Source organism: Bradyrhizobium sp. 192, assembly GCF_023100965.1.
Lineage (GTDB): Bacteria > Pseudomonadota > Alphaproteobacteria > Rhizobiales > Xanthobacteraceae > Bradyrhizobium > Bradyrhizobium symbiodeficiens.
On the sequence record NZ_CP064690.1, the window covers coordinates 5,604,402 to 5,623,198 of the forward strand.

The 18,797-nt window shown below is 65.5% G+C and carries 21 protein-coding genes; 7 read left to right on the forward strand and 14 right to left on the reverse strand.

What is annotated here, in order from left to right; genetic code table 11:
* Positions 1–136: 136 nt before the first annotated feature.
* The 3 genes from IVB24_RS26095 to IVB24_RS26105 all read left to right on the forward strand — a co-directional run bounded on the left by IVB24_RS26095 (position 137) and on the right by IVB24_RS26105 (position 2,408).
* Positions 137–835, forward strand: coding sequence for an ArsR family transcriptional regulator (locus tag IVB24_RS26095; RefSeq protein WP_247769534.1), 699 nt, complete (start codon positions 137–139; stop codon positions 833–835).
* A 122-nt stretch (positions 836–957) separates the two neighbouring features.
* Entirely contained in the window at positions 958–1,968 is a 1,011-nt protein-coding gene (locus IVB24_RS26100; protein WP_247769535.1) for an alpha/beta hydrolase, read from the forward strand.
* Between the two features lie 191 nt (positions 1,969–2,159).
* On the forward strand, positions 2,160–2,408 hold the full coding sequence (locus IVB24_RS26105; protein WP_094971973.1) for a hypothetical protein: 249 nt from the start codon (positions 2,160–2,162) through the stop codon (positions 2,406–2,408).
* Positions 2,409–2,578: 170 nt separating this feature from the next.
* Here the strand turns inward: IVB24_RS26105 and IVB24_RS26110 are convergent, their stop codons facing one another.
* Both IVB24_RS26110 and IVB24_RS26115 read right to left on the reverse strand, forming a co-directional pair.
* The gene (locus IVB24_RS26110) at positions 2,579–2,860 is read right to left on the reverse strand and encodes a twin-arginine translocation signal domain-containing protein (protein WP_247769536.1); all 282 of its coding nucleotides are present in this window, start codon (positions 2,858–2,860) and stop codon (positions 2,579–2,581) included.
* A gap of 114 nt (positions 2,861–2,974) precedes the next feature.
* Positions 2,975–3,289, reverse strand: coding sequence for a hypothetical protein (locus IVB24_RS26115; protein ID WP_247769537.1), 315 nt, complete (start codon positions 3,287–3,289; stop codon positions 2,975–2,977).
* Positions 3,290–3,436: 147 nt separating this feature from the next.
* Between IVB24_RS26115 and IVB24_RS26120 the strand changes: the two genes are divergently transcribed.
* Positions 3,437–4,087, forward strand: coding sequence for a glutathione S-transferase family protein (locus IVB24_RS26120; protein ID WP_247769538.1), 651 nt, complete (start codon positions 3,437–3,439; stop codon positions 4,085–4,087).
* Positions 4,088–4,128: 41 nt separating this feature from the next.
* Here the strand turns inward: IVB24_RS26120 and IVB24_RS26125 are convergent, their stop codons facing one another.
* The 3 genes from IVB24_RS26125 to IVB24_RS26135 all read right to left on the reverse strand — a co-directional run bounded on the left by IVB24_RS26125 (position 4,129) and on the right by IVB24_RS26135 (position 6,616).
* On the reverse strand, positions 4,129–4,476 hold the full coding sequence (locus IVB24_RS26125; RefSeq protein WP_166469008.1) for a hypothetical protein: 348 nt from the start codon (positions 4,474–4,476) through the stop codon (positions 4,129–4,131).
* Between the two features lie 61 nt (positions 4,477–4,537).
* Entirely contained in the window at positions 4,538–4,957 is a 420-nt protein-coding gene (locus IVB24_RS26130) for a hypothetical protein (RefSeq protein WP_247769539.1), read from the reverse strand.
* Positions 4,958–5,083: 126 nt separating this feature from the next.
* Complete coding sequence (locus IVB24_RS26135; protein ID WP_247769540.1) at positions 5,084–6,616, reverse strand: acyl-CoA carboxylase subunit beta; 1,533 nt, start codon at positions 6,614–6,616, stop codon at positions 5,084–5,086.
* Between the two features lie 139 nt (positions 6,617–6,755).
* On the opposite strand from IVB24_RS26135, the gene IVB24_RS26140 reads away from it, so the two are divergent.
* Together IVB24_RS26140 and IVB24_RS26145 are read left to right on the forward strand one after the other, a co-directional pair.
* A complete protein-coding gene (locus tag IVB24_RS26140) occupies positions 6,756–7,160 on the forward strand; it encodes a DUF4260 domain-containing protein (RefSeq protein ID WP_166469004.1) in 405 nt (134 codons plus the stop codon).
* Positions 7,161–7,319: 159 nt separating this feature from the next.
* The gene (locus IVB24_RS26145; RefSeq protein WP_247769541.1) at positions 7,320–7,916 is read left to right on the forward strand and encodes a hypothetical protein; all 597 of its coding nucleotides are present in this window, start codon (positions 7,320–7,322) and stop codon (positions 7,914–7,916) included.
* 159 nt (positions 7,917–8,075) lie between these two features.
* Here the strand turns inward: IVB24_RS26145 and IVB24_RS26150 are convergent, their stop codons facing one another.
* The 9 genes from IVB24_RS26150 to IVB24_RS26190 all read right to left on the reverse strand — a co-directional run bounded on the left by IVB24_RS26150 (position 8,076) and on the right by IVB24_RS26190 (position 16,863).
* Positions 8,076–8,732, reverse strand: a complete 657-nt coding sequence (locus tag IVB24_RS26150) for a carboxymuconolactone decarboxylase family protein (protein WP_247769542.1) — start codon at positions 8,730–8,732, stop codon at positions 8,076–8,078.
* A 64-nt stretch (positions 8,733–8,796) separates the two neighbouring features.
* On the reverse strand, positions 8,797–9,621 hold the full coding sequence (gene blaOXA, locus IVB24_RS26155; protein ID WP_247774176.1) for a class D beta-lactamase: 825 nt from the start codon (positions 9,619–9,621) through the stop codon (positions 8,797–8,799).
* Between the two features lie 82 nt (positions 9,622–9,703).
* Entirely contained in the window at positions 9,704–9,967 is a 264-nt protein-coding gene (locus tag IVB24_RS26160; RefSeq protein WP_094971983.1) for an EscU/YscU/HrcU family type III secretion system export apparatus switch protein, read from the reverse strand.
* Entirely contained in the window at positions 9,964–11,565 is a 1,602-nt protein-coding gene (locus tag IVB24_RS26165; protein WP_247769543.1) for a flagellar hook-length control protein FliK, read from the reverse strand. The genes IVB24_RS26160 and IVB24_RS26165 overlap by 4 nt, the downstream gene beginning before the upstream one ends.
* Positions 11,566–11,622: 57 nt before the next feature.
* Complete coding sequence (locus IVB24_RS26170; RefSeq protein WP_094971984.1) at positions 11,623–12,417, reverse strand: ATP12 family protein; 795 nt, start codon at positions 12,415–12,417, stop codon at positions 11,623–11,625.
* 73 nt (positions 12,418–12,490) lie between these two features.
* The gene (locus tag IVB24_RS26175; protein ID WP_244607418.1) at positions 12,491–12,799 is read right to left on the reverse strand and encodes a hypothetical protein; all 309 of its coding nucleotides are present in this window, start codon (positions 12,797–12,799) and stop codon (positions 12,491–12,493) included.
* A 31-nt stretch (positions 12,800–12,830) separates the two neighbouring features.
* A complete protein-coding gene (locus IVB24_RS26180) occupies positions 12,831–14,075 on the reverse strand; it encodes an RluA family pseudouridine synthase (protein WP_247769544.1) in 1,245 nt (414 codons plus the stop codon).
* A 50-nt stretch (positions 14,076–14,125) separates the two neighbouring features.
* Positions 14,126–15,460, reverse strand: coding sequence for a replication-associated recombination protein A (locus IVB24_RS26185; protein WP_247769545.1), 1,335 nt, complete (start codon positions 15,458–15,460; stop codon positions 14,126–14,128).
* Positions 15,457–16,863, reverse strand: a complete 1,407-nt coding sequence (locus IVB24_RS26190) for a DegQ family serine endoprotease (protein ID WP_162406587.1) — start codon at positions 16,861–16,863, stop codon at positions 15,457–15,459. Before IVB24_RS26190 ends, IVB24_RS26185 begins: the two co-directional genes overlap by 4 nt.
* A 313-nt stretch (positions 16,864–17,176) precedes the next feature.
* Between IVB24_RS26190 and IVB24_RS26195 the strand changes: the two genes are divergently transcribed.
* Positions 17,177–18,778, forward strand: coding sequence for an OprO/OprP family phosphate-selective porin (locus IVB24_RS26195; RefSeq protein ID WP_247769546.1), 1,602 nt, complete (start codon positions 17,177–17,179; stop codon positions 18,776–18,778).
* Positions 18,779–18,797: the final 19 nt, after the last annotated feature.

The following is an 18,797-nucleotide window of genomic DNA, read 5'->3' on the forward strand; positions in this document are numbered from 1 at the left end:
TTTTTCATCGCGAGAAGCGCGAACGGCTCTGTCGCCGCTGAAGCAACTGGATTGCTTCGCTTCGCTCGCAATGACGTGTCTACGCAAGGCACGCTACGCGCTTGCCCGACCACAATGCTTCGGCTACCATCGAAGCATGAAATCAGGTCCCGACATCGCCCTGGTCGCCTCGCTGGTCGGCGATCCCGCGCGCGCCAACATGCTCACCGCGCTGATGAACGGCCGCGCGCTCACGGCGAGCGAGTTGGCGCAGGAGGCCGGCATCACGCCGCAGACCGCGAGCTCGCATCTGGCCAAGCTCGAGGCGGGCGGGCTGGTCGAGCCGGAGAAGCAGGGCCGGCACCGCTACTATCGCCTCACCGACGACGATGTCGCCAGCGTGCTCGAAGGCCTCGCAGGCCTTGCCGCGCGCACCGGCCACATGCGGGTGCGTACCGGGCCGAAGGATCCGGCGCTGCGACGCGCGCGGATCTGCTACGACCATCTCGCCGGCGATCTCGGCGTGCAGATGCTGGATTCTCTGCGCGATCGGAATCTGGTCAGGCAGAAAAAGCAGGACATCGAGCTGACGGCCGAAGGCGAACGCTTCCTGGCCAAACATCTGCAGATCTCGCCCGGCATGCTCACCCATCCGCGGCGGCCCGTGTGCAAGGCCTGCCTCGACTGGAGCGAGCGGCGCCATCATCTCGCCGGCACGCTGGGGGCCGCCATGATGCAGCGCTTCGCCGAGCTGAAATGGGCGGCGCGCGACGCCACGCCCGGCAGCCGCGTCGTCAACTTCACCCGCACCGGCGAGAAGCAGTTTGCCGCGCTGTTCGGCGACGGGAAGGACTGATCACGCCATTCGCGTGACGTCGCACATTTGCGTGTGAACTCTCAGTCTCGTCGTGGCCGGGCTTGACCCGGCCATCCACGCGCTTATGCGAACGGTCATTCCGTGACCGTGAGAGACCCACCATGATCCGCATCGTCCCGGCCGCCCTCGCCGCCGCTCTTCTTGCTTCCTTGCTCACCACCGCGCACGCCGCAGACACACCCCCACGCGAGCCCTATGGCATCGCACTCGAGGGTTTTGCCTATCCCTACCCCGTGCACCAATTGCCGCTCGTCAACGACGGCGAGCAGCTCAGCATGGCCTATATGGACGTCGCGCCTGCACAGCCGAACGGCCGCACCGTGGTGCTGCTGCATGGGCGCAATTTTCCGTCGAGCTATTGGGCCCCTGTCATCAGGATGCTCAACGACGCCGGCTACCGCGTCGTGGTCCCGGACCAGATCGGCTTCGGCAAATCCTCCAAGCCTGCTGGCGAACTGCATTTCGACACGCTGGCGCGCAACACCATCGCGCTGCTCGATCATTTGGAGATCAACAAGGCCGACATCGTCGCCCATTCACTCGGCGGAATGCTGGGCGTGCGCATCGCCCGCGCCTACCCTGATCGTGTCGCCCACCTCGTGCTGACTGCGCCGATCGGGCTGGAGGACTACCGCCTCTACGTGCCGCCGACGCCAACCGAGGCGATCATCGCGACCGAGGACAAGCTCACCGCCGACGGCTATCGCAAGCAGCTGCAAACCAACTACGCAATCAAGCTGCCCCCTGATGCGATCACGCCGTATATCGACGCCCGCTTCAACATCAAGGGCAGCCCCGACTACCCGCGCTGGCTGCGCGCCTTCGTCAGTTCCGGGCAGATGGTCTATCGCGAGCCGGTCGCGCATGAGATTCCTCTCGTCACCGAACCTACGCTGTTCATCATGGGCGCCGACGACCACAACGCACCGGGCCGGCCGAACGCGCCCGAGGCGCTGCGGGCCAAGATGGGGCAGAACGCCGAACTGGCGAAAGCGCTTGCCGCCAAGATGCCGAATGCGCGGGCTGAAGTGATCCCGAATACCGGACATCTCGTCTTCCTGGAGGCGCCCGAGAAGTTCAAGGAGCTGGTGCTTGGTTTTCTCGGCCGCTAGCGACACTTGCGTGTCGTCTCAGGCACAATGCGGCGAACGTTCATGCCGCATTCAGGTCATGATTGGCAGGTTTGGATCGCGCCGTGTCGATGTGTTGCAAGATTTGACATGTCGAATCGTGTCTTTTGATTCATTGTGCGCCACAAGCGCCACCTCCAAAGGCTTGCTCCAAGGACGAGAAGGAAGATCACATGAAATACCTGTTAGCCGCCGCCATGCTCGCCAGCGCGGTCGTCGGTTTCAGCGAGGCCGCCAGCGCCGCCGAGGGCTGCGGCCGAGGGTTCTATCGCGGTCCCTATGGACATTGCCGCCCGATGCGCGGCGCGGTCGTGGTGCGCCCGGCCCCCGTGTATGTAGCCCCGCCGGTCGTCGTCGTGCCCCGCGCGCGCGTGTGCCCGTATGGCTTCCGCTGGTACGCCGGCCGCTGCCGCCCATTCTGATCTCCTTGCGTCGCAAGATGGCCGCGCAGGTTCAGCCTGCGCGGCCATTTTCGTTCAGGCTTGCTGCCGACGATTCGTCCGCCTTGTCGTCGGCCTTGGAATTTGAGCGGCCTGAAATCGAAACGGGGACCGCGGCTGCGATCCCCGTCCAATTCGCGGCTTGCCGCGGCTTACCAATGGCGACGGTGCCAGCGCCGGTGATGCCGGCGCCAATGACGGCGGTGCCAGCCCCAGTGGCGGTGATGGCCATGCCAGTGCACCTGTTCGGGCGCAAGCTTGGCGGCTTCCTCGCTGGTCGTGACGGCAGGATGAGCGTCGGGGTTGCCTTGCGGCATGCGCGCGGGATCGCCGACCGGCTGCGGCGACAACGGCGCGGCCTGCGCGGTCGCGGCGAAGGCGGCGGCACCCGCCGTCACACCCAATGCAAGTTTCAAAAAATTCCGGCGCTCCATGACATATCCTCTAGGCTACCTGGCAAGTGATGCAGAGGAAGTGTCGCGGTCGCGGCATGAACCAAGGCTGAATCGCGTATTCAGATTCGTTGCGAGGCGAACATTCGGTGCGCCCTATTTGGAAAACTCCTGCGCCAGCACCAGCGTCTCGCGCGAGCGCTTGACGTCGGGCCAGTCGCGGTTGAAATCGGCGACGAGTTGCTCGAGCGCATCGCCCTTCAGCATCGCCGCAAGCTTTGCCTCGTCATCGAACTGATACATCGCCTGATGCAGCGCGGGGTCATCGAGACTCCAGAACCGCCACGCCTTGCTCACGCCGAATGCCTTCACCGCGTCGGGTACATGTTCCGTCTCGTACCATCTGTCGAACGCGGCGCGCTGGGCGGGATCGGCGACGGTGGCACGGACGACGAAGAAAGCTGCCGGCATCGGATTTCCTCCTGTTGTTTGAGGCAAGCTTAGCCGCTCGAGTGACCGGCGGCAAAAAAAGAGTTGGCACTGGTGTCGGAACGGGCACCCTTCGCTCGTCCTTTGTTTCGAACCAGGACATTTCGGACCAGGACATGGAGACAGCAAATGGCCGACCTTACCCTGACCACCTTCAATTGGGTTCCCCAAGCGCCGCGCGGGTTCGTGCGCGACCTCCGCGTGCGCTGGGCGCTCGAAGAGGCCGCCTTGCCCTATCGCGTCGCCAGCGCCCCGTTTGACGATCGCGGGGCCGCACATTTCGCCCACCAGCCGTTCGGCCAGGTGCCGTGGCTGACCGATGGCGATCTCTCGATCTTCGAGACCGGCGCGATCCTGCTGCATCTCGGCGGGCTCAGCGCGAAGCTGATGCCCACTGACCCGCGCGGTCGCACCGAGACGACGGAATGGGTGGTCGCGGCGCTCAATTCGGTGGAGATGGCCAGCCTGCCCTGGGGAATGTCGAAGTTCATGGGACATCCGACCGACACGGCGGCGTGGAAATTCGTCGACGACTTCCTCAAGCTGCGCCTCAAGCATCTCGAGCCGGTGCTGGCAGGGCGCGAATGGCTGGCAGGCTCTTTCTCCGTCGCCGACATCCTGATGGCGGACGTGCTGCGCGTCGTCGATGGTTTCGACGGGCTGGCGGAACGCCCCGCCTGCCGCGCCTATGTCGCACGCGCCACCGCCCGCCCAGCCTTCGCCAAGGCCCATGCGGATCAAATGGCGCATTTCGCTGCGGCGGATAAAGCGCGCTCGTAATTCGTAGGGCGGATTACGCTGTCGCTAATCCGCCCTACATCTCAAACCAGCTTTAGCGGAGCATCGGCGACCACACGCAGGTCGATGCTGCCGATCAACGCCGCACGTCGCGCCTCCGCAGCGCTGATGGCGTCGTCCGTCTGCCGCAACGTGCTGACGTTCGAGCCGAGCGACACGATTCCACCCAGCACCAGCGCGATCGACCCGAGGGCTGCGGTCTGACCGAAGCCAAACACACCGAGGATCGTGATCAACAACAGCGCCGCACCACCGCCGATCGCGATCTTGGACGCCAGGATGTACTTCCGGCACCGCTCGGCGATCTCGGCGAGCCGCTCGATGCGATCTTCGATGTCGGAGATTTCGTCGGTCGGGTGGTTTTCGGTCATTGGATTTGCGAGCGAGCAGTTCGGGGAACAAACGAACTTCGGTTGTAGAGCACGCGACTGCCTAAGACACCGGCACAACGCATGCAGGAATAGGCCCAAGCGACATAGCTGGCTCGCGCCGAGAACCAACAGGGCTGGCCGCATCGGAATCCTTTCCGAGGCCGGGCAAGACCCTGATGCGAACGGCCACCCTGTCCTGCCTTCGATCGGTGATTGCTTCGTATCGGAGACTATCCGGCCCGCTGTAACCAGATCGAGCCAGATAGAACACGCTTATGCCGCGGACCCAGCGGCCGAGACATGCCTGGTCCCTTCCCGAGTCGCCCGCCACCTCGAAATCCTCGATGCGATAACAGACGATCCCATGTTCCGGTGACTTCATGAGCAAGAGCCGGGGAAGCTCAACCGGCGCACACGTATTGTCGGCGTCGGCGTAGCCTTCGATAACGGTCTCTTCCGACGTTCGGGCGGTGATGGTCATCTCGCTGTCCTGGGCAAAGCACGATGTGTCCACGGACAACACGCCCAATATCAGGCCGCACGATCCAATGGCGCGCCGCCACGATCTCGATCGACAACGCCAAATTGCCACCGACGTGCCCTTCCCTCACAACGGCAAATTGTCGTGCTTCTTCGCCGGTGTTTCCACCTTCTTGTCCTTCAGCATCGAAAGCGCCCGCGCGATCCGCTTCCTCGTCGAGTGCGGCATGATGACGTCGTCGATGTAACCGCGCTCCGCCGCGATGAACGGTGACAGGAAGCGGTCTTCATATTCCTTGGTGCGGGCGGCGATCTTGTCGGGGTCGCCGATGTCGCTGCGGAAGATGATCTCGACCGCGCCCTTGGCGCCCATCACCGCGATCTGGGCGGTCGGCCAGGCGTAGTTCATGTCGGCGCCGATCTCCTTGGAGGCCATGACGTCGAAGGCGCCGCCATAGGCCTTGCGGGTGATGATGGTGACCAGCGGCACGGTGCACTGCGAATAGGCGAACAGCAGCTTCGCGCCGTGCTTGATCAGGCCGCCATATTCCTGCGCGGTGCCCGGCAGGAACCCCGGCACGTCGACCAAGGTGACGATCGGGATGTTGAAGGCATCGCAGAAGCGGACGAAGCGCGCCGCTTTGCGCGAGGCATCGGAGTCGAGCACGCCGGCAAGCACCATCGGCTGGTTGGCGACGAAGCCGACGGTGCGTCCCGCGATGCGGCCGAAGCCGGTGACGATGTTCTTGGCGAACGCATCTGCGATCTCGAAGAAATCGCCCTCGTCCACGACCTTCAGGATCAGCTCCTTCATGTCGTAGGGCTTGTTCGGATTGTCGGGGATCAGCGTGTCCAGGGACATGTCGACCCGCTCGATATCGTCGAAGCTCGGCCATTCCGGCACGCCGTCGCTGTTGTTGGACGGCAGGAAGTCGATCAGGCGACGCATCTGCAAGAGCGTCTCGACGTCGTTCTCGAAGGCGCCGTCGGCGATCGAGGAGCGCGTCGCGTGCACCGAGGCACCGCCGAGCTCCTCGGCGGTGACCACCTCATTAGTGACGGTCTTCACCACGTCGGGGCCGGTGACGAACATGTAGCTGGTGTTCTTCACCATGAAGATGAAGTCGGTCATGGCGGGCGAATAGACGTCGCCGCCGGCGCAGGGGCCCATGATGACGGAGATCTGCGGGATCACGCCCGAGGCGAGCACGTTGCGGCGGAACACGTAGGAATAGCCGGCGAGCGCTGCGACGCCCTCCTGGATGCGGGCGCCGCCCGCATCATAGAGGCCGATGATGGGCGCCCGCGCCTTCATCGCCATGTCCTGCAGCTTGGTGATCTTCAGCGCGTGGGTCTCGGACAGCGAGCCACCGAACACGGTGAAATCCTTGGCGAAGACAAAAGTCTTGCGGCCGTTGACGGTGCCCCACCCCGTGACGACGCCGTCGCCGGGCACCTTGTTCTTCTCCATGCCGAACTCGGTGGAGCGGTGCTCGACGAACATGTCGAACTCCTCGAACGACCCCTTGTCGAGCAGCAGCTCGATGCGCTCGCGCGCGGTCAGCTTGCCGCGGGCGTGCTGCGCTTCGATACGCTTCTCCCCGCCGCCGAGCTTTGCGCCGGCGCGACGATCTTCAAGGGCGTCCAGGATGTGTTTCATTTGCTCCCGCCAGTTCTTAAGTGATGCGGGGTTCTAACACGGCATTTTGCGGCCCGGAAAGCGCCTTTCCGCGCCGCAAGGCTGCCTTGTCCGGCCTGAAAGCTTGAGGGATTACAAAGTTTTGCCTGGAGAGACGAGCATGAGCGACGGAACGGCCGAGACCGGCGCGGCAACGGGCGGCGTCAACATCCTGCTGCGGCTGGAGGGCCTGACCCTGTTTGCGGGGATGGTGGTGCTCTATTGGGCCTGGGACGGCTCCTGGCTGGTCTTTGCCCTGCTCTTCCTCGTCCCGGATCTCAGCTTCCTGGCCTACCTGTCCGACGCCAAATTCGGCGCGCTGGTCTACAATGCTGCCCATAGCTACATGGCGCCGGTGTCGCTGCTGACGCTGGGCTTCGGCCTCGCCTCGCCCCTCACTCTGTCCATCGCCTTGATCTGGCTCGCCCATATCGGCATCGACCGGGCGCTGGGCTATGGCCTGAAATATTCTGCCGGGTTCGGATTCACCCATCTGGGGCGGATCGGGCGGCAGAAGGACGCCTGACACTCGCTTTGCGGCGGGACAGTCGATTTTATCCGTGCTGCTTGGTTGACCCGACCGGACGATTCAGGCTTGCTCAGGGCGTGCGATCAGGCGCCGAGTGTTGCGTGAGCTCAGTCGGTACGGCGGCTGCCATTCTGCCCTGGCTCCAGCATCATCCCCATGTCCACGACGGTCGTCCCACTGCCGCCGAACTCATCCTCTGAAACCACCGACTTCCTGCGCCGCATGGCCAGCATGGTGTCGGGGTGGAACGGCGAGATGCTGCTGCGTGCCGCCGCATTGATCGAGTCGCTGGCGCAGCGGGCGATGACGGCCGAGCGACTGTTTCACCAGCAACAGGAAGAGCACACGCGCAGCACCGTGTTGCGCGAGGCCGCCGAACTCGCCTCCGATGCCATGGTCGGCCAGATCGAGGCGTTGCGGGCGCAGCTTGCCGATGTCACCGCGACAGCCGCAGCCGAGCGCGAAGCCTTCGATGCCGAGCGCGGCAAGCTGATCGGCCTGATGCAGAGTGCCGAGAGCCATATCGGCAAGCTCACAACCGATCTGGACGGCTTGCGCGCCTCCGTCGACAGCTTCAACGCGACCGCGGTTTCGGTGCCGATCGAGGTGCTGCGGCTGGCGCGGACGCAGTTCGATGTCCTCTCCGCCGGCTTTGCCCGCAAGGGTGACGTGATCTCGCAGGCGATGAGCGAGATCGGCGGCTTTGCGATCGACCAAGCGCTGATGGCGATGAAGACGGCCGACCAGGGCTGAGGCATTCGGGCTCGTCGTGCCCGGGCTTGTCCCGCCTGCGCGGCCGAAGCCGCTTCGGCGAGGCGAAGGCCCGGGCCTCCACGTTGTTCGCGCTGCTAGAGAAGGTCGTGGATGGCCGGGACAAGCCCGGCCATGACGATCCTTTTGCCGTTGGGTGGACTAGGGCTCGCCCGGCTTGAACGGCTCCTGCTTGTCCGGCGGCACCGTCTCTTCCGCCATCGCCAGCAGCATCGCGACCATCACATAGTTGCCGGACACGGCGGTGAGATCGACGATCTGCTGATCGTTGAACGCCTTCTTCGCCCGCGCATAGGTCTCATCGCTGACCTTCTTGGTCGTGGTGAGCTCGGTGACGAAGTCGTAGACCACAGCCTCGTCCTCGGCCATCTTCGACGGTCGCTTGTTGGCCTTCAGCTCCGCGATGATGTCGGGCGAAAGGCCCGCTTTCGCCGCCAGTGGCGCGTGCGCAAACCATTCCACCTGCGAACGCCATTGCCGCCCGATGATGAGGATCGCGAATTCGTTGAGCTTCACCGGAACCGAAGTTTCCCAGCGCAGATAGTGGAACAGGTCGAACAGGCGCTGGCCAAGCACGGGGCTGCGGATCATCGGATTGTAGGGACCGCCGATGCCGACGCTCGACACCTTCATGATCTGCTCGCCGAGCGGCTTCTGCTTGGCGTCAAGCTGGTCCATCGTAAGCTGCGGAAAGCGCGGCTGCTTACTGGTGGCGGGGCCGGCGAACATGGTGGCGGCGAGCCAGCCGCCAGCAGCGGCAAGCGTGACCGACGACAGCCAGAGCGGCGTTGGGTTCATTTTATCCTCCCGGTTTTCTTTCTTGGCGGAAGGATGCTAATCGCGCAGCGCCCGCGCGACAGCGCTAGATCGCGCCGATCTCGGCAAGGCAGGCTTGCGTCAGCGGCATGCGCTCGCCGACGAGGCGCGGCTCCTTGCAATCCATGTTGAGCGCGAACACGGTGTGCGCCCCGCCCTTTTCGGCCCAGCCCACCATCCAGCCGAGTGACGGCTCGCCGCGCTCGGCCCCCAGCAGGCCGGACTTGGTGCGAATGACGCTGTCGCCGACCTTGGTCACCGGCAGGATGTCAGCGACGAGGTCCTGGCTGCGCTTCGAAACCGGCAACGTGCGGCGGCGCAGCCGATCGACGAAATCGACCTGCTCGACCGGATCGATGCGCAAGGCACCGGTCAGCCAGAACTGGTCGATGCCGCCGCCGATATCGCGATTGCCGTAGTCGAACAGATCGACGTATTTTTGCATGCGCTCCTGCCCGATGCGCCGCGCGATCTCCTGATAGACCGGCACCACGCTGACCGCGATCGCGCTGCGCAGCGTGTGATCCTTGTTCCAGGCCTCGATCGGCCGCTTCACGCCGTCCCACGGGAACACGTCCTTGTCGGGGTCGGTGACGACGCCAGTCTCCAGCGCGATCAGCGAGTTCGGGATCTTGAAGGTCGAGGCCGGCAGCTTGCTCTCGCCGGAGCGCTCCTTGTCGCTGGCGACGATCAGGTAGTCCTCCACCTTGTAGCCGACGAAGGTTCCTGACGTGCCGAGGTCGGTGAAGCGCTTGGCGAGACTGTCACGGATCTCAGTGCGCGGCGGTGCGACATGGGCGAACGCGCGCGAAGGCAATGTGGCGGCAGCGGCAAAAAGACCGAGGGTGGAGCGGCGGGTGATCAAACGAATGTCCGTTGTGGGATGAACTTCGCCGCGACCATGCGACCGTTATCGTGGTGAAACGATGACGGGCGTCATCGCCCCCGGAGAGTCAGCGCCCCCGGCCCGACAGCCGCAGCACGAACACCAGCACTTCGGCGACCGCCTTGTAGAGATCGGGCGGGATCTCTTCGCCGAGCTCGACCTTGGACAGCGCGCCGGCCAAGACCTCGTTCTCCTCGATCGGAATGTCGTGGGCTTTGGCGATCTCGACGATCTTTTCGCCGATTGAGCCCTTGCCCTTGGCGACGACGACGGGCGCGTTCGTACCCTTTTCGTAATGCAGCGCGATCGCGAGCTTGGATGGGTCGCTCATGTCGCCCGATCCAGAAAGTGGCCGGCGCGGGCCGGCGCCGGTTGCGGTGGCGTGCCCTCGCGGACCAGGATGTCGCCGGGCTTGAGCTCGGCTCGCGTCAGCGCCTGATTGAGCTCACCGATGCCGGCGCGGAGCTGCTGCACCGTCGCCGGCCGCTCCGCCCACATCCGCACGAAAGTCTTGTCGCCGTTCAGCGTGATCAGCGCGTGCACGGGGCCGGCCGGCTCGACGTTGAGCGTGAAGCGCGCCCGCCAGGCTTGCCTGGCGGGATCGGCGGATTCGCCAGCGCCATCGCGCGAGATCTCGAATTGCGCCATCGCGGTGCCCCGCGGCGTTGCAAAGGGAATCTCGAAATTCCACTGCGGCGCGGCCGGGTCGATGCGATGGCCGCTGGCGTCGGCGCGATCGGGGAGTGAAGCGACCTGCAGCAATGTCTGCCGCGCGATCGCGGCATCGGTCTCATCGAGCAGGCGATGCACGGTTGCGGAGAGCGGCGTGTCCGGCGCGAGCGAGGGCGCGGCAATCGGCTGCGGCGAGGGCAATGCACCGCGGAACGGTGGTGGCGTCGCGCGTGCGGCTGCTTCGAAGCTATGGCCGTCGGGCACCGCCTTGTTGGAGCCGGGAACATTGCCGATCAGGCGCGGCAGGTTTTGCATGGCCTCCTGCAGCAGGCTCGCGGCAAGGCCGGCGGACATGGTGCGCGGCATCGCGGCCTGCTGAGCGTTGCCGGCAACGTCCGCGAGCACCGCGGCCGCGAGATTGGCGTTGCGCGGCGTCTGCGCGATCTCGGGGCCGGAGGGGGACGCCGACTGCGCGGCCTCGCCTGTGGCCTGGGCAGGCGCGGAGGCGACCTGCGGTGTTCCCGTGGTCGCGGCCGGAATTGCGGCGGCTTGTGGCGCGGCAGTCTCGAGCGTGGTCAGCGTCTGGCGCAGCACCAGCAGCGCCGCCTTCAGGTCGGGCGTCGTGCCGACGGGCGGCCTCGCGCCCGCGGCCAGCGAAGCCTCCAAGAACAAGCCGGATTTCTGGAACGCGGATTCGACATCGGCGCCATCGAGCCCGGGATTGAGCGGCGTCTGCTGCGCCAGCACGTCCAGCACCGCCTGCTTCAAGCCCGCAGGCAGATCGCTGCCGGTGACGACGGATGCCAGATTGGCGAACAGCGGCGCCTGGCTGCCCTGCTTCGTGGCGGCCTCGGCCGAGGCCGCGGTGACGGCGACCTGCTCCAATGGCGTCAGCGTGTTGCGGGGCACGGTCGCGGACGGCACCAACGGCGGGCTTTCCACCAGCGAACCCGCACGCGGCGTCAGCGTGACCTGATCTGGCGTCGCCTCGCCTGCCCCGCTCATGACTGCCAGCCGGATGGTGCCGTTGTTCTGCGAGACCGCAAGCTGGAGATTCTGGCCAGGCGTCAGCGCCACCTCCGACATGACGTCCATCGAGAGGTTGGCGATCGCGATCCGCACCAGATTGTCGGCCATCACGCTGACGACCCTGGCATCGACGACGCTGCCGGCCTGCAGCACCAGATCGGGCGTCGTCGCATCAGCCGCGGGGCTGGCGGCACTGACGGGAAGGATGGAAGTGACCGGCGTCGGCATCTCAGGGGGCCCATGCAGCGCTGGCCACACCATAAGGCCGCCGTCGTAAACCTGTCGTTAAGGACCTTCGGCTCCGGACGCCTTTACCGCCGCCAGAACCGCCACGGCGGCCTCGAAATCCCGGAGGCGCGTGGCCCGACGAGCAGCCGCTTCCTCGTCCAAGCCCCATTGCTCGATGTTCCAGTCCTCATCGACATGGGCGGCGGCCCAGACCTGGCCGGGGTCGCGCACGCCATGCGCCAGCGCCAGCGCCAGCAGCGCCGAGCCGGTCAGGGTCGTCACCACGTGGAGTGCGGCGACCGACCAGGCGTCGCCGGGCAGCGCGGCGCGCGCGGCCTCGACCGCCTCGTCGGGCTGCTTCACATGCATGACGCCCTCAGACAGGATGAAATGCGCGCCCAGCGTCTCCGCGGCCCAGAACAGCACGGGATCCCAATGCGCGGCCTCGCGGGCGACCAGCCCTTCGGGATGGCCGGCGCGATAGAACAGCAAATCGGACTCGAAATATTTCGCGAGGTCGTCGCTGACCAGTTCGACGCGATCGACCACGCCCTCGACCACGCTGTTGGCCACCCGCGTCAGCGGCATGGTCACGGGATCGATCGTCTCGCCTTGGGCCGCCCATTCCGCGGCCACGGCATCGGCGAGTTCGCGCGCCGGAATCACCACTTGGCGGCGGGAGGGCGTCCGGATCGGCTTGCCGTCGAGCGTAATGGCGAAGCCGCCTTCGGCCTCGGTGACGCCGGCTTCCTTGTAGAAGCGCTTGCGCTGCGGCGTGCGCGCGGACGCGCGCGCCGATTCCCGCGGATCCGGCGGAGGCTGGCTTGCTGCTTCTTCGAACAATTCGCGCATCGGTCTTTTCGATCCCTGTGTCAGCCAAATTACCTGCGTCGTCAGGACTCCGCCAGAACGACGATGAGTGCTGCTAGTTGACGCAACTGCGCGCATAAGTGCCGCGATCAGCCGGGCCCAGACCCGCAGCCGCGGCGTCGTCGAGGCACCTTGTGATGCGGTCACTGAACGAATTGCGCGGAAGCGGCTGGTAGTTGTAGCGCAGTGGCGCGTCGAATTGCGGAACCTTGGGCACCTCGATCTTTGGCGGCGGCGGCGGCTGAGGCGACTGTGGAGCGAGCCGCGAGGCGCCCGGCTCCACATATTGCGCGTAGGCAGCCTGGTCCAGGCATAGCACGGCCATCAGCACAAGACAGATCGGGAACTGGGTCATGGGGGACATGTCGTACGTCCGCCGTCCCCATTCAACCCGGCTATTCTTCAGGCGCGTTCTCGATGGGATCAAATCTGGAGGCATCCAGCCCCAACAGATTCCACGACTGCTGCATGTGCTGCGGCAACGGCGCGGTGGCGTCGATCACGCCGCCGCGCGGATGCGGAATGACGATGCGGCGCGCCAGCAGATGCAGCCGGTTTTGCAGGCCGCCCGGCAGTTTCCAATTCTCGATGTTGAAATATTTGGGATCGCCGACGATGGGATGGCCGATATGCTCCATGTGGGCGCGCAGCTGGTGTGTGCGCCCTGTCACCGGCTTCAGCGACACCCAGGTCAGCTTGTTGCCGGCGGTCTCGACCACTGCGTAATAGGTCACCGCGTGGCTCGCCCCTTCGTCGCCGTGCTGGGCGATGCGCATGATGGTGTCGTCCTCGCTCTCCTCCTTGGCAAGGAAGGTCGAGATGCGGCCCTGCTTCGGCTTCGGCAGGCCCGGCACCAGCGCCCAATAGGTTTTTCGCGCCGACCGCGAGCGGAACGCGCCGGTCAGATGCGAGGCAGCGAAACGGGTCTTCGCGATCAGAAGGCATCCGGAGGTGTCCTTGTCGATCCGGTGCACAAGCCGCGGCTTCTGCCCCTTGGAGTCGCGCATCACCTCCAGCATCTGGTCGATGTGCCGCGTCGTGCCGGAGCCACCCTGCACCGCAAGCCCAAACGGCTTGTTGAGCACGAGGACGTCGTCGTCCTCGTACAGCGTCATCTCCTTGAGCGCGGCGAGCGTCTTTTGCGCGGCTTCGGAGAGCGGGCTCGCGGCCTTCGGCGTGTCAAGCTTCAGGGGCGGAATGCGGACGCTCTGGCCCTCCTCCAGCCGGTCCTTGCTGTCGACGCGCTTGCCATCGACGCGCAGCTCGCCTTTGCGCACGACGCGCTGGATGTGGGAGAACGACAAGCCGGGAAAGCGCGCCTCGAGGAAACGATCCACGCGCATGTTGTTCTCGTCGGCGGTCACCTTGACGGTCTGCACCTTGGTCGGCAGCAGCGCCTCGACGGGCTTCTCGGGCGCGGGCCTTTCCAGCTCAGACCTTTTCAGCTCAGACCTTTTCAGCTCAGCCTTGGGTGCGCGCCGCTCGACAGGCTCGGCCGCAAAGCGCGGCGGCTTGCCACCCGGCTTGGCCCCGGGACGCGGCCCGGCCTTCTTGGCGCTGCGTGCCTTGAACGGGCGCGCCTCCTTGCGCTCATCGCGTTCGCGGGGCTTCGGATTCATTCTCTTGATGCGGCGGCTCATGATGCCTGCCTAGCTCAAAAGTGCCCTTTCGTCACGACGAAACGGCAATTTTAGCCTCCGCCGCCCCGTTCCTTCCGCAGCTTGGCCCAGTAATCCAGCCGCTTGCGGATTTCGCGCTCGAAACCGCGCTCGGGCGGGTCGTAGAAGGTCTGGCGGCCCAGGGCTTCGGGAAAATAGTCCTGGCCGGAGAAGGCGTCAGGGGTGTCGTGGTCGTATTCGTACGCGGCGCCGTAGCCTTCGGACTTCATCAGCTTGGTCGGGGAATTGAGGATGTGCTTGGGCGGCAGCAGCGAGCCAGCGTGCTTGGCCATCTGCATCGCGGCCTTGAAGGCGGTGTAGACCGCGTTCGATTTCGGTGCAGTGGCGAGATAGACGACCGCTTGCGCGATGGCGAGTTCGCCCTCGGGATGGCCGAGGAAGTCGAAAGCGTCCTTGGCCGCATTGGCGATGACGAGTCCTTGCGGATCGGCAAGCCCGATGTCCTCCACCGCCATGCGCACGACGCGGCGGGCCAGGAACAACGGGTCCTCGCCGGCATCCAGCATGCGCGCGAGGTAATACAGCGCAGCATCGGGATCGGAGCCGCGCACGGATTTATGCAGGGCCGAGATCAGGTTGTAATGGCCATCGGCCGATTTGTCGTAGATCGGCGCCCGGCGCTGCAAAATCTCCTGCAACTGCGCGGCATTGAAAATCTCGTCCGCCCGCGCCGAGCGCCAGACCTCTTCGGCAAGCGTCAGCGACGCCCTTCCGTCGCCATCGGCCATGCGCACCAGCACCGCGCGCGCCTCCGCATCGAGCGGCAGCTTCTTGCCCTCGACCGCCTCGGCATGCGCGAACAGTTTTTCGATCGCGGCCGCGTCGAGCGAGCGAAACACCAAGACGCGCGCACGCGACAGAAGCGCCGCGTTGAGCTCGAAGGACGGGTTCTCGGTGGTGGCGCCGACCATCACCACCGTGCCGTCCTCCATCACGGGCAGAAACGAATCCTGCTGGGCGCGGTTGAAGCGATGCACCTCGTCGACGAACAGCAGCGTGCCCTTGCCCATCTCGCGGCGGGCGCGCGCGGCGTCGAACGCCTTCTTCAGATCGGCGACGCCGGAGAACACTGCGGAGATCTGCTCGAAATGCAGGTCGGTGGCGTCCGCCAGCAGCCGCGCCACCGTGGTCTTGCCGGTGCCAGGCGGCCCCCAGAACACCAGTGACCCCAGCGTGCGCGTCTCCAGCATGCGCGTCAGCGCGCCGTCGGGACCGAGGATGTGGTCCTGGCCGACGACCTCCGACAGCGTGCGCGGCCGCAGCCGGTCCGGCAGCGGATGCGGAGCCTCGTGGTCGAGCCCCGCCGCGGCAAAGAGAGTTGGCGTTTGTGGTCGCTTCGGACTCATCCGCCCAGCGTGACGTTGATCTGCTGGCCGCCGCGCACCAGCGTGATGCGCCAGATCCGCGGGCGCTCGCCGGCGGCCTTTTCGAGGTCGCCGGTCTTGCCGATCTTCTGGTTGTTGACGGCCAGGATGATGTCGCCCTTCTGGAAGCCGACATTCGCGGCTGCGCTGTCGCCGCCGAGATCGGTGATCACGACGCCTTCGGTGTCGGCGTCCAGATGCAGCTCGTCGGCGACCGCGGGCGTGATGGTCGAGACCTTGGCGCCCTGGAACGGCGATCGCGCGGTGACGACCAGTTCGTTGCGGCCCACATCGGGCGCGGTCTCCAGCGCGATCGTCAGCTTGAGCGGTTTGCCGCCGCGCTGCACGTCGATCTGCGCGGTGCCGCCGAGCGGACGGGTGGCGAAGCGATAATCGAAGGCGTTGGGATCATCCACGGTCTGGCCGTCGATCCCGGTGATGAGATCGGAGGATTTCAGGCCGGCTTTCGCCGCGGGGCCGTTCGACACCACGCTCGCGACCAGCGCGCCGGTCGGCGAGCGCAGGCCGAGACTCTCGGCGATCTCGGGCGTCACCGCCTGCAATTTTGCCCCGAGCCAGGGACGCTTCACCGCCTTGCCGCCGCTCTTGGCGGAGGCGACGACGACACGCACCATGTTGGATGGAATCGCAAAGCCGATGCCTTGCGAGCCGCCGGAGCGCGAATAGATCGCGGTGTTGATGCCGGCGAGCCGTCCGTTCATGTCGACCAGCGCACCGCCGGAATTGCCGGGATTGATGGCCGCATCGGTCTGGATGAAGAACTGGTAGTCGGTGATGCCAACCTGCGTGCGGGCTAGCGCCGATATGATGCCGTGGGTCACGGTCTGGCCGACGCCGAAGGGATTGCCGATCGCCAGCACGACGTCACCGACCAGCAGCTCATCCGAATTGGTGAACTCGAGCGCAGGAAACTTCTCCTTGGTGTCCTTCAGACGCAGGACCGCAAGATCGCTGCGGGAATCTTTCAGCACGATCTCGGCCTCGAACTCGCGCTTGTCCGACAGCGATACCTTCACCTGGTCGGCGCCTTCGATGACATGGACGTTGGTGACGACGAGACCGGACGCGTCGACGATCACGCCCGAGCCGAGCGAACGCTGCACCTGCTCCTGCTGCTGGCCCGGCACGCCGAAGAATCGGCGGAAGATCGGATCGTCCAGCAGCGGGTTGCGGTTCTGCACCACCTTGGCGGCATAGACGTTGACCACGGCCGGCTGCACCCGCTGCACGATCGGCGCATAGGACAGCCGCAGTTCAGCCGGCGACGACGGGACCCGACGGTCCTGCGCCGCAGCCGGGTTGAAGTGGGCCGAAAAGCCTACGCACAATGCCGTCACGACGGCAGTCCGGATCGATCGAAACATTCCTACCTCTCGGAAAAGACGCCGGAATATAGGCGCGTTCGCCGGCCAATAGAAGAGCGCCCGGCGGCAATATTCGGCCCATACCCGGCGTGTCCGGCCTGCAAGCCTCCGTGCGAATTCGCAATCCTCCTGTCGCGACAGATTGGCATGAAGCGCATCATCCAGCATTCTACCTGATGGTGGATTCGGTTGCGACGAATTTGCACCAGTGGGAACCAAACAACCGGAGCGCAGCGTCGCGGGGCAGTCATCGATCGCACCTAGGCTCTCCCGTTGCGACTTGGGGAAGTTCGTCAAACGATGGAGGCGTGACGTGAGCAGGACAAGAATTGCAGCCACGGCGATTGGTCTCGCCGGCGCGCTGGCGGCCTCGCAGGCCCAGGCTCAATCGGCAAACAGCAGCGAGCAGGAGATCGCACTGCTGAAGCAGCAGTTGAGGATGCTGGAGCAAAAGCTCGACAAGCTCCAGAGCCAGACCGCGGCGAACACGGCTGCCACCGCGAAGGCCAGAGTGGAAGCAAAGGCCGAAGCGCGCTCGGAGGCGAAGGCGGTCGTCGCCAACGCCAACGCGGCCATCCCGCTCAAGGGACCGGCACCCGCGTCCGGCGTCGTCGTGACCATGCCGAACAACCGGCCGACCATCTGCACCGCCGATCAAGCAAACTGCGTCGCGATCACCGGCCGCCTGCACTACGACGTCGGCGGCTATGACTATCGACCCAACACGGCGGCCACCGTACCGCAAAAGCTCGACAGCGGACAGAACGTCCGCCGCGCGCGCATAGGCGTTGCCGGCAAGTTCTTCAACGACTGGAATTTCGCGCTGATCTACGATTTCGGCGGCACGTCCGACGGCTTTGGCGGCGCGGCGCCGGGCTCGCTGCCGGGCGGCGGCGTCTCCGGCGTCGAGAACGCCTACATCAGCTACACCGGCCTGAAGCCGTTCGGCGGCAAGATGGCGGTCGAAGCCGGCATCATGGACCTGCCCTACACGCTCGATGAAGCCACCAGCTCCAACGACATCATGTTCATGGAGCGCGCCTCGGCCGGCATCGTCGCGACCAATATCGCCGCCGGCGATTTCCGCTCCGCGGCCGGTACGCGCTGGTACAACGACCAACTCTGGATCGGCGGCTATGTCACGGGGCCGTCGACCGGCGCGGTCCACTCGGCTTCGAGCGCGGCGCCGGCGGGCACGAGCGAGCAATATGGCGCCGTGGCGCGTATTGCCGGCAACCCGATCAGCGGAAAGGACTATTCGGTGCATATCGGCACCGATGCGCAATGGCTGATCCAGCCGCCGCGCAACCTGATCGCCAACACGCAGACGGTCACGCTCAGCGACCGGCCGGAATTGCGTCTCGACCCGACCACGCTGATCTCGACCGGCGCGATCGCCAATGCCTCGGGCGCGCAGGTCTACAGCGTCGAAGCCGCCGCGACCTACGGACCGCTGATCCTCCAGGGCGAGTACTTCTGGTACAATATCGATCGCACTGCCAACACGGGCCTCGCGCCGATCGGCGCACCCAGCCTGAAATTCCAGGGCGGTTATGCGCAGGCCGGCTACGTGCTGACGGGCGAAGGCCGGAGCTACAATGCGGCGAACGCGGCCTACAACGGCGTCAAGCCGGCGCATCCGTTCTCGCTCGACGGCGGCGGTTGGGGCGCCTGGGAAATCGCGGGGCGCTTCTCGACGATCGACCTCAACAACCAGCTGGGAACGGCGACCGGGATCGCCGGCGGGCGGCAGACCGTCTACACGGCGGCGCTGAACTGGTACGTCAACGGCAACGTCCGCTTCATGCTCGACTATCTGCACGGCACGGTGTCGCGGCAGGCTTCGCCGGTCTCGACCGCCGATGTCGGCTCGAAGTTCGACGCGGTCGCGATGCGCACGCAGTTCGCGTTCTAACATCTCCTATCATCCCGGG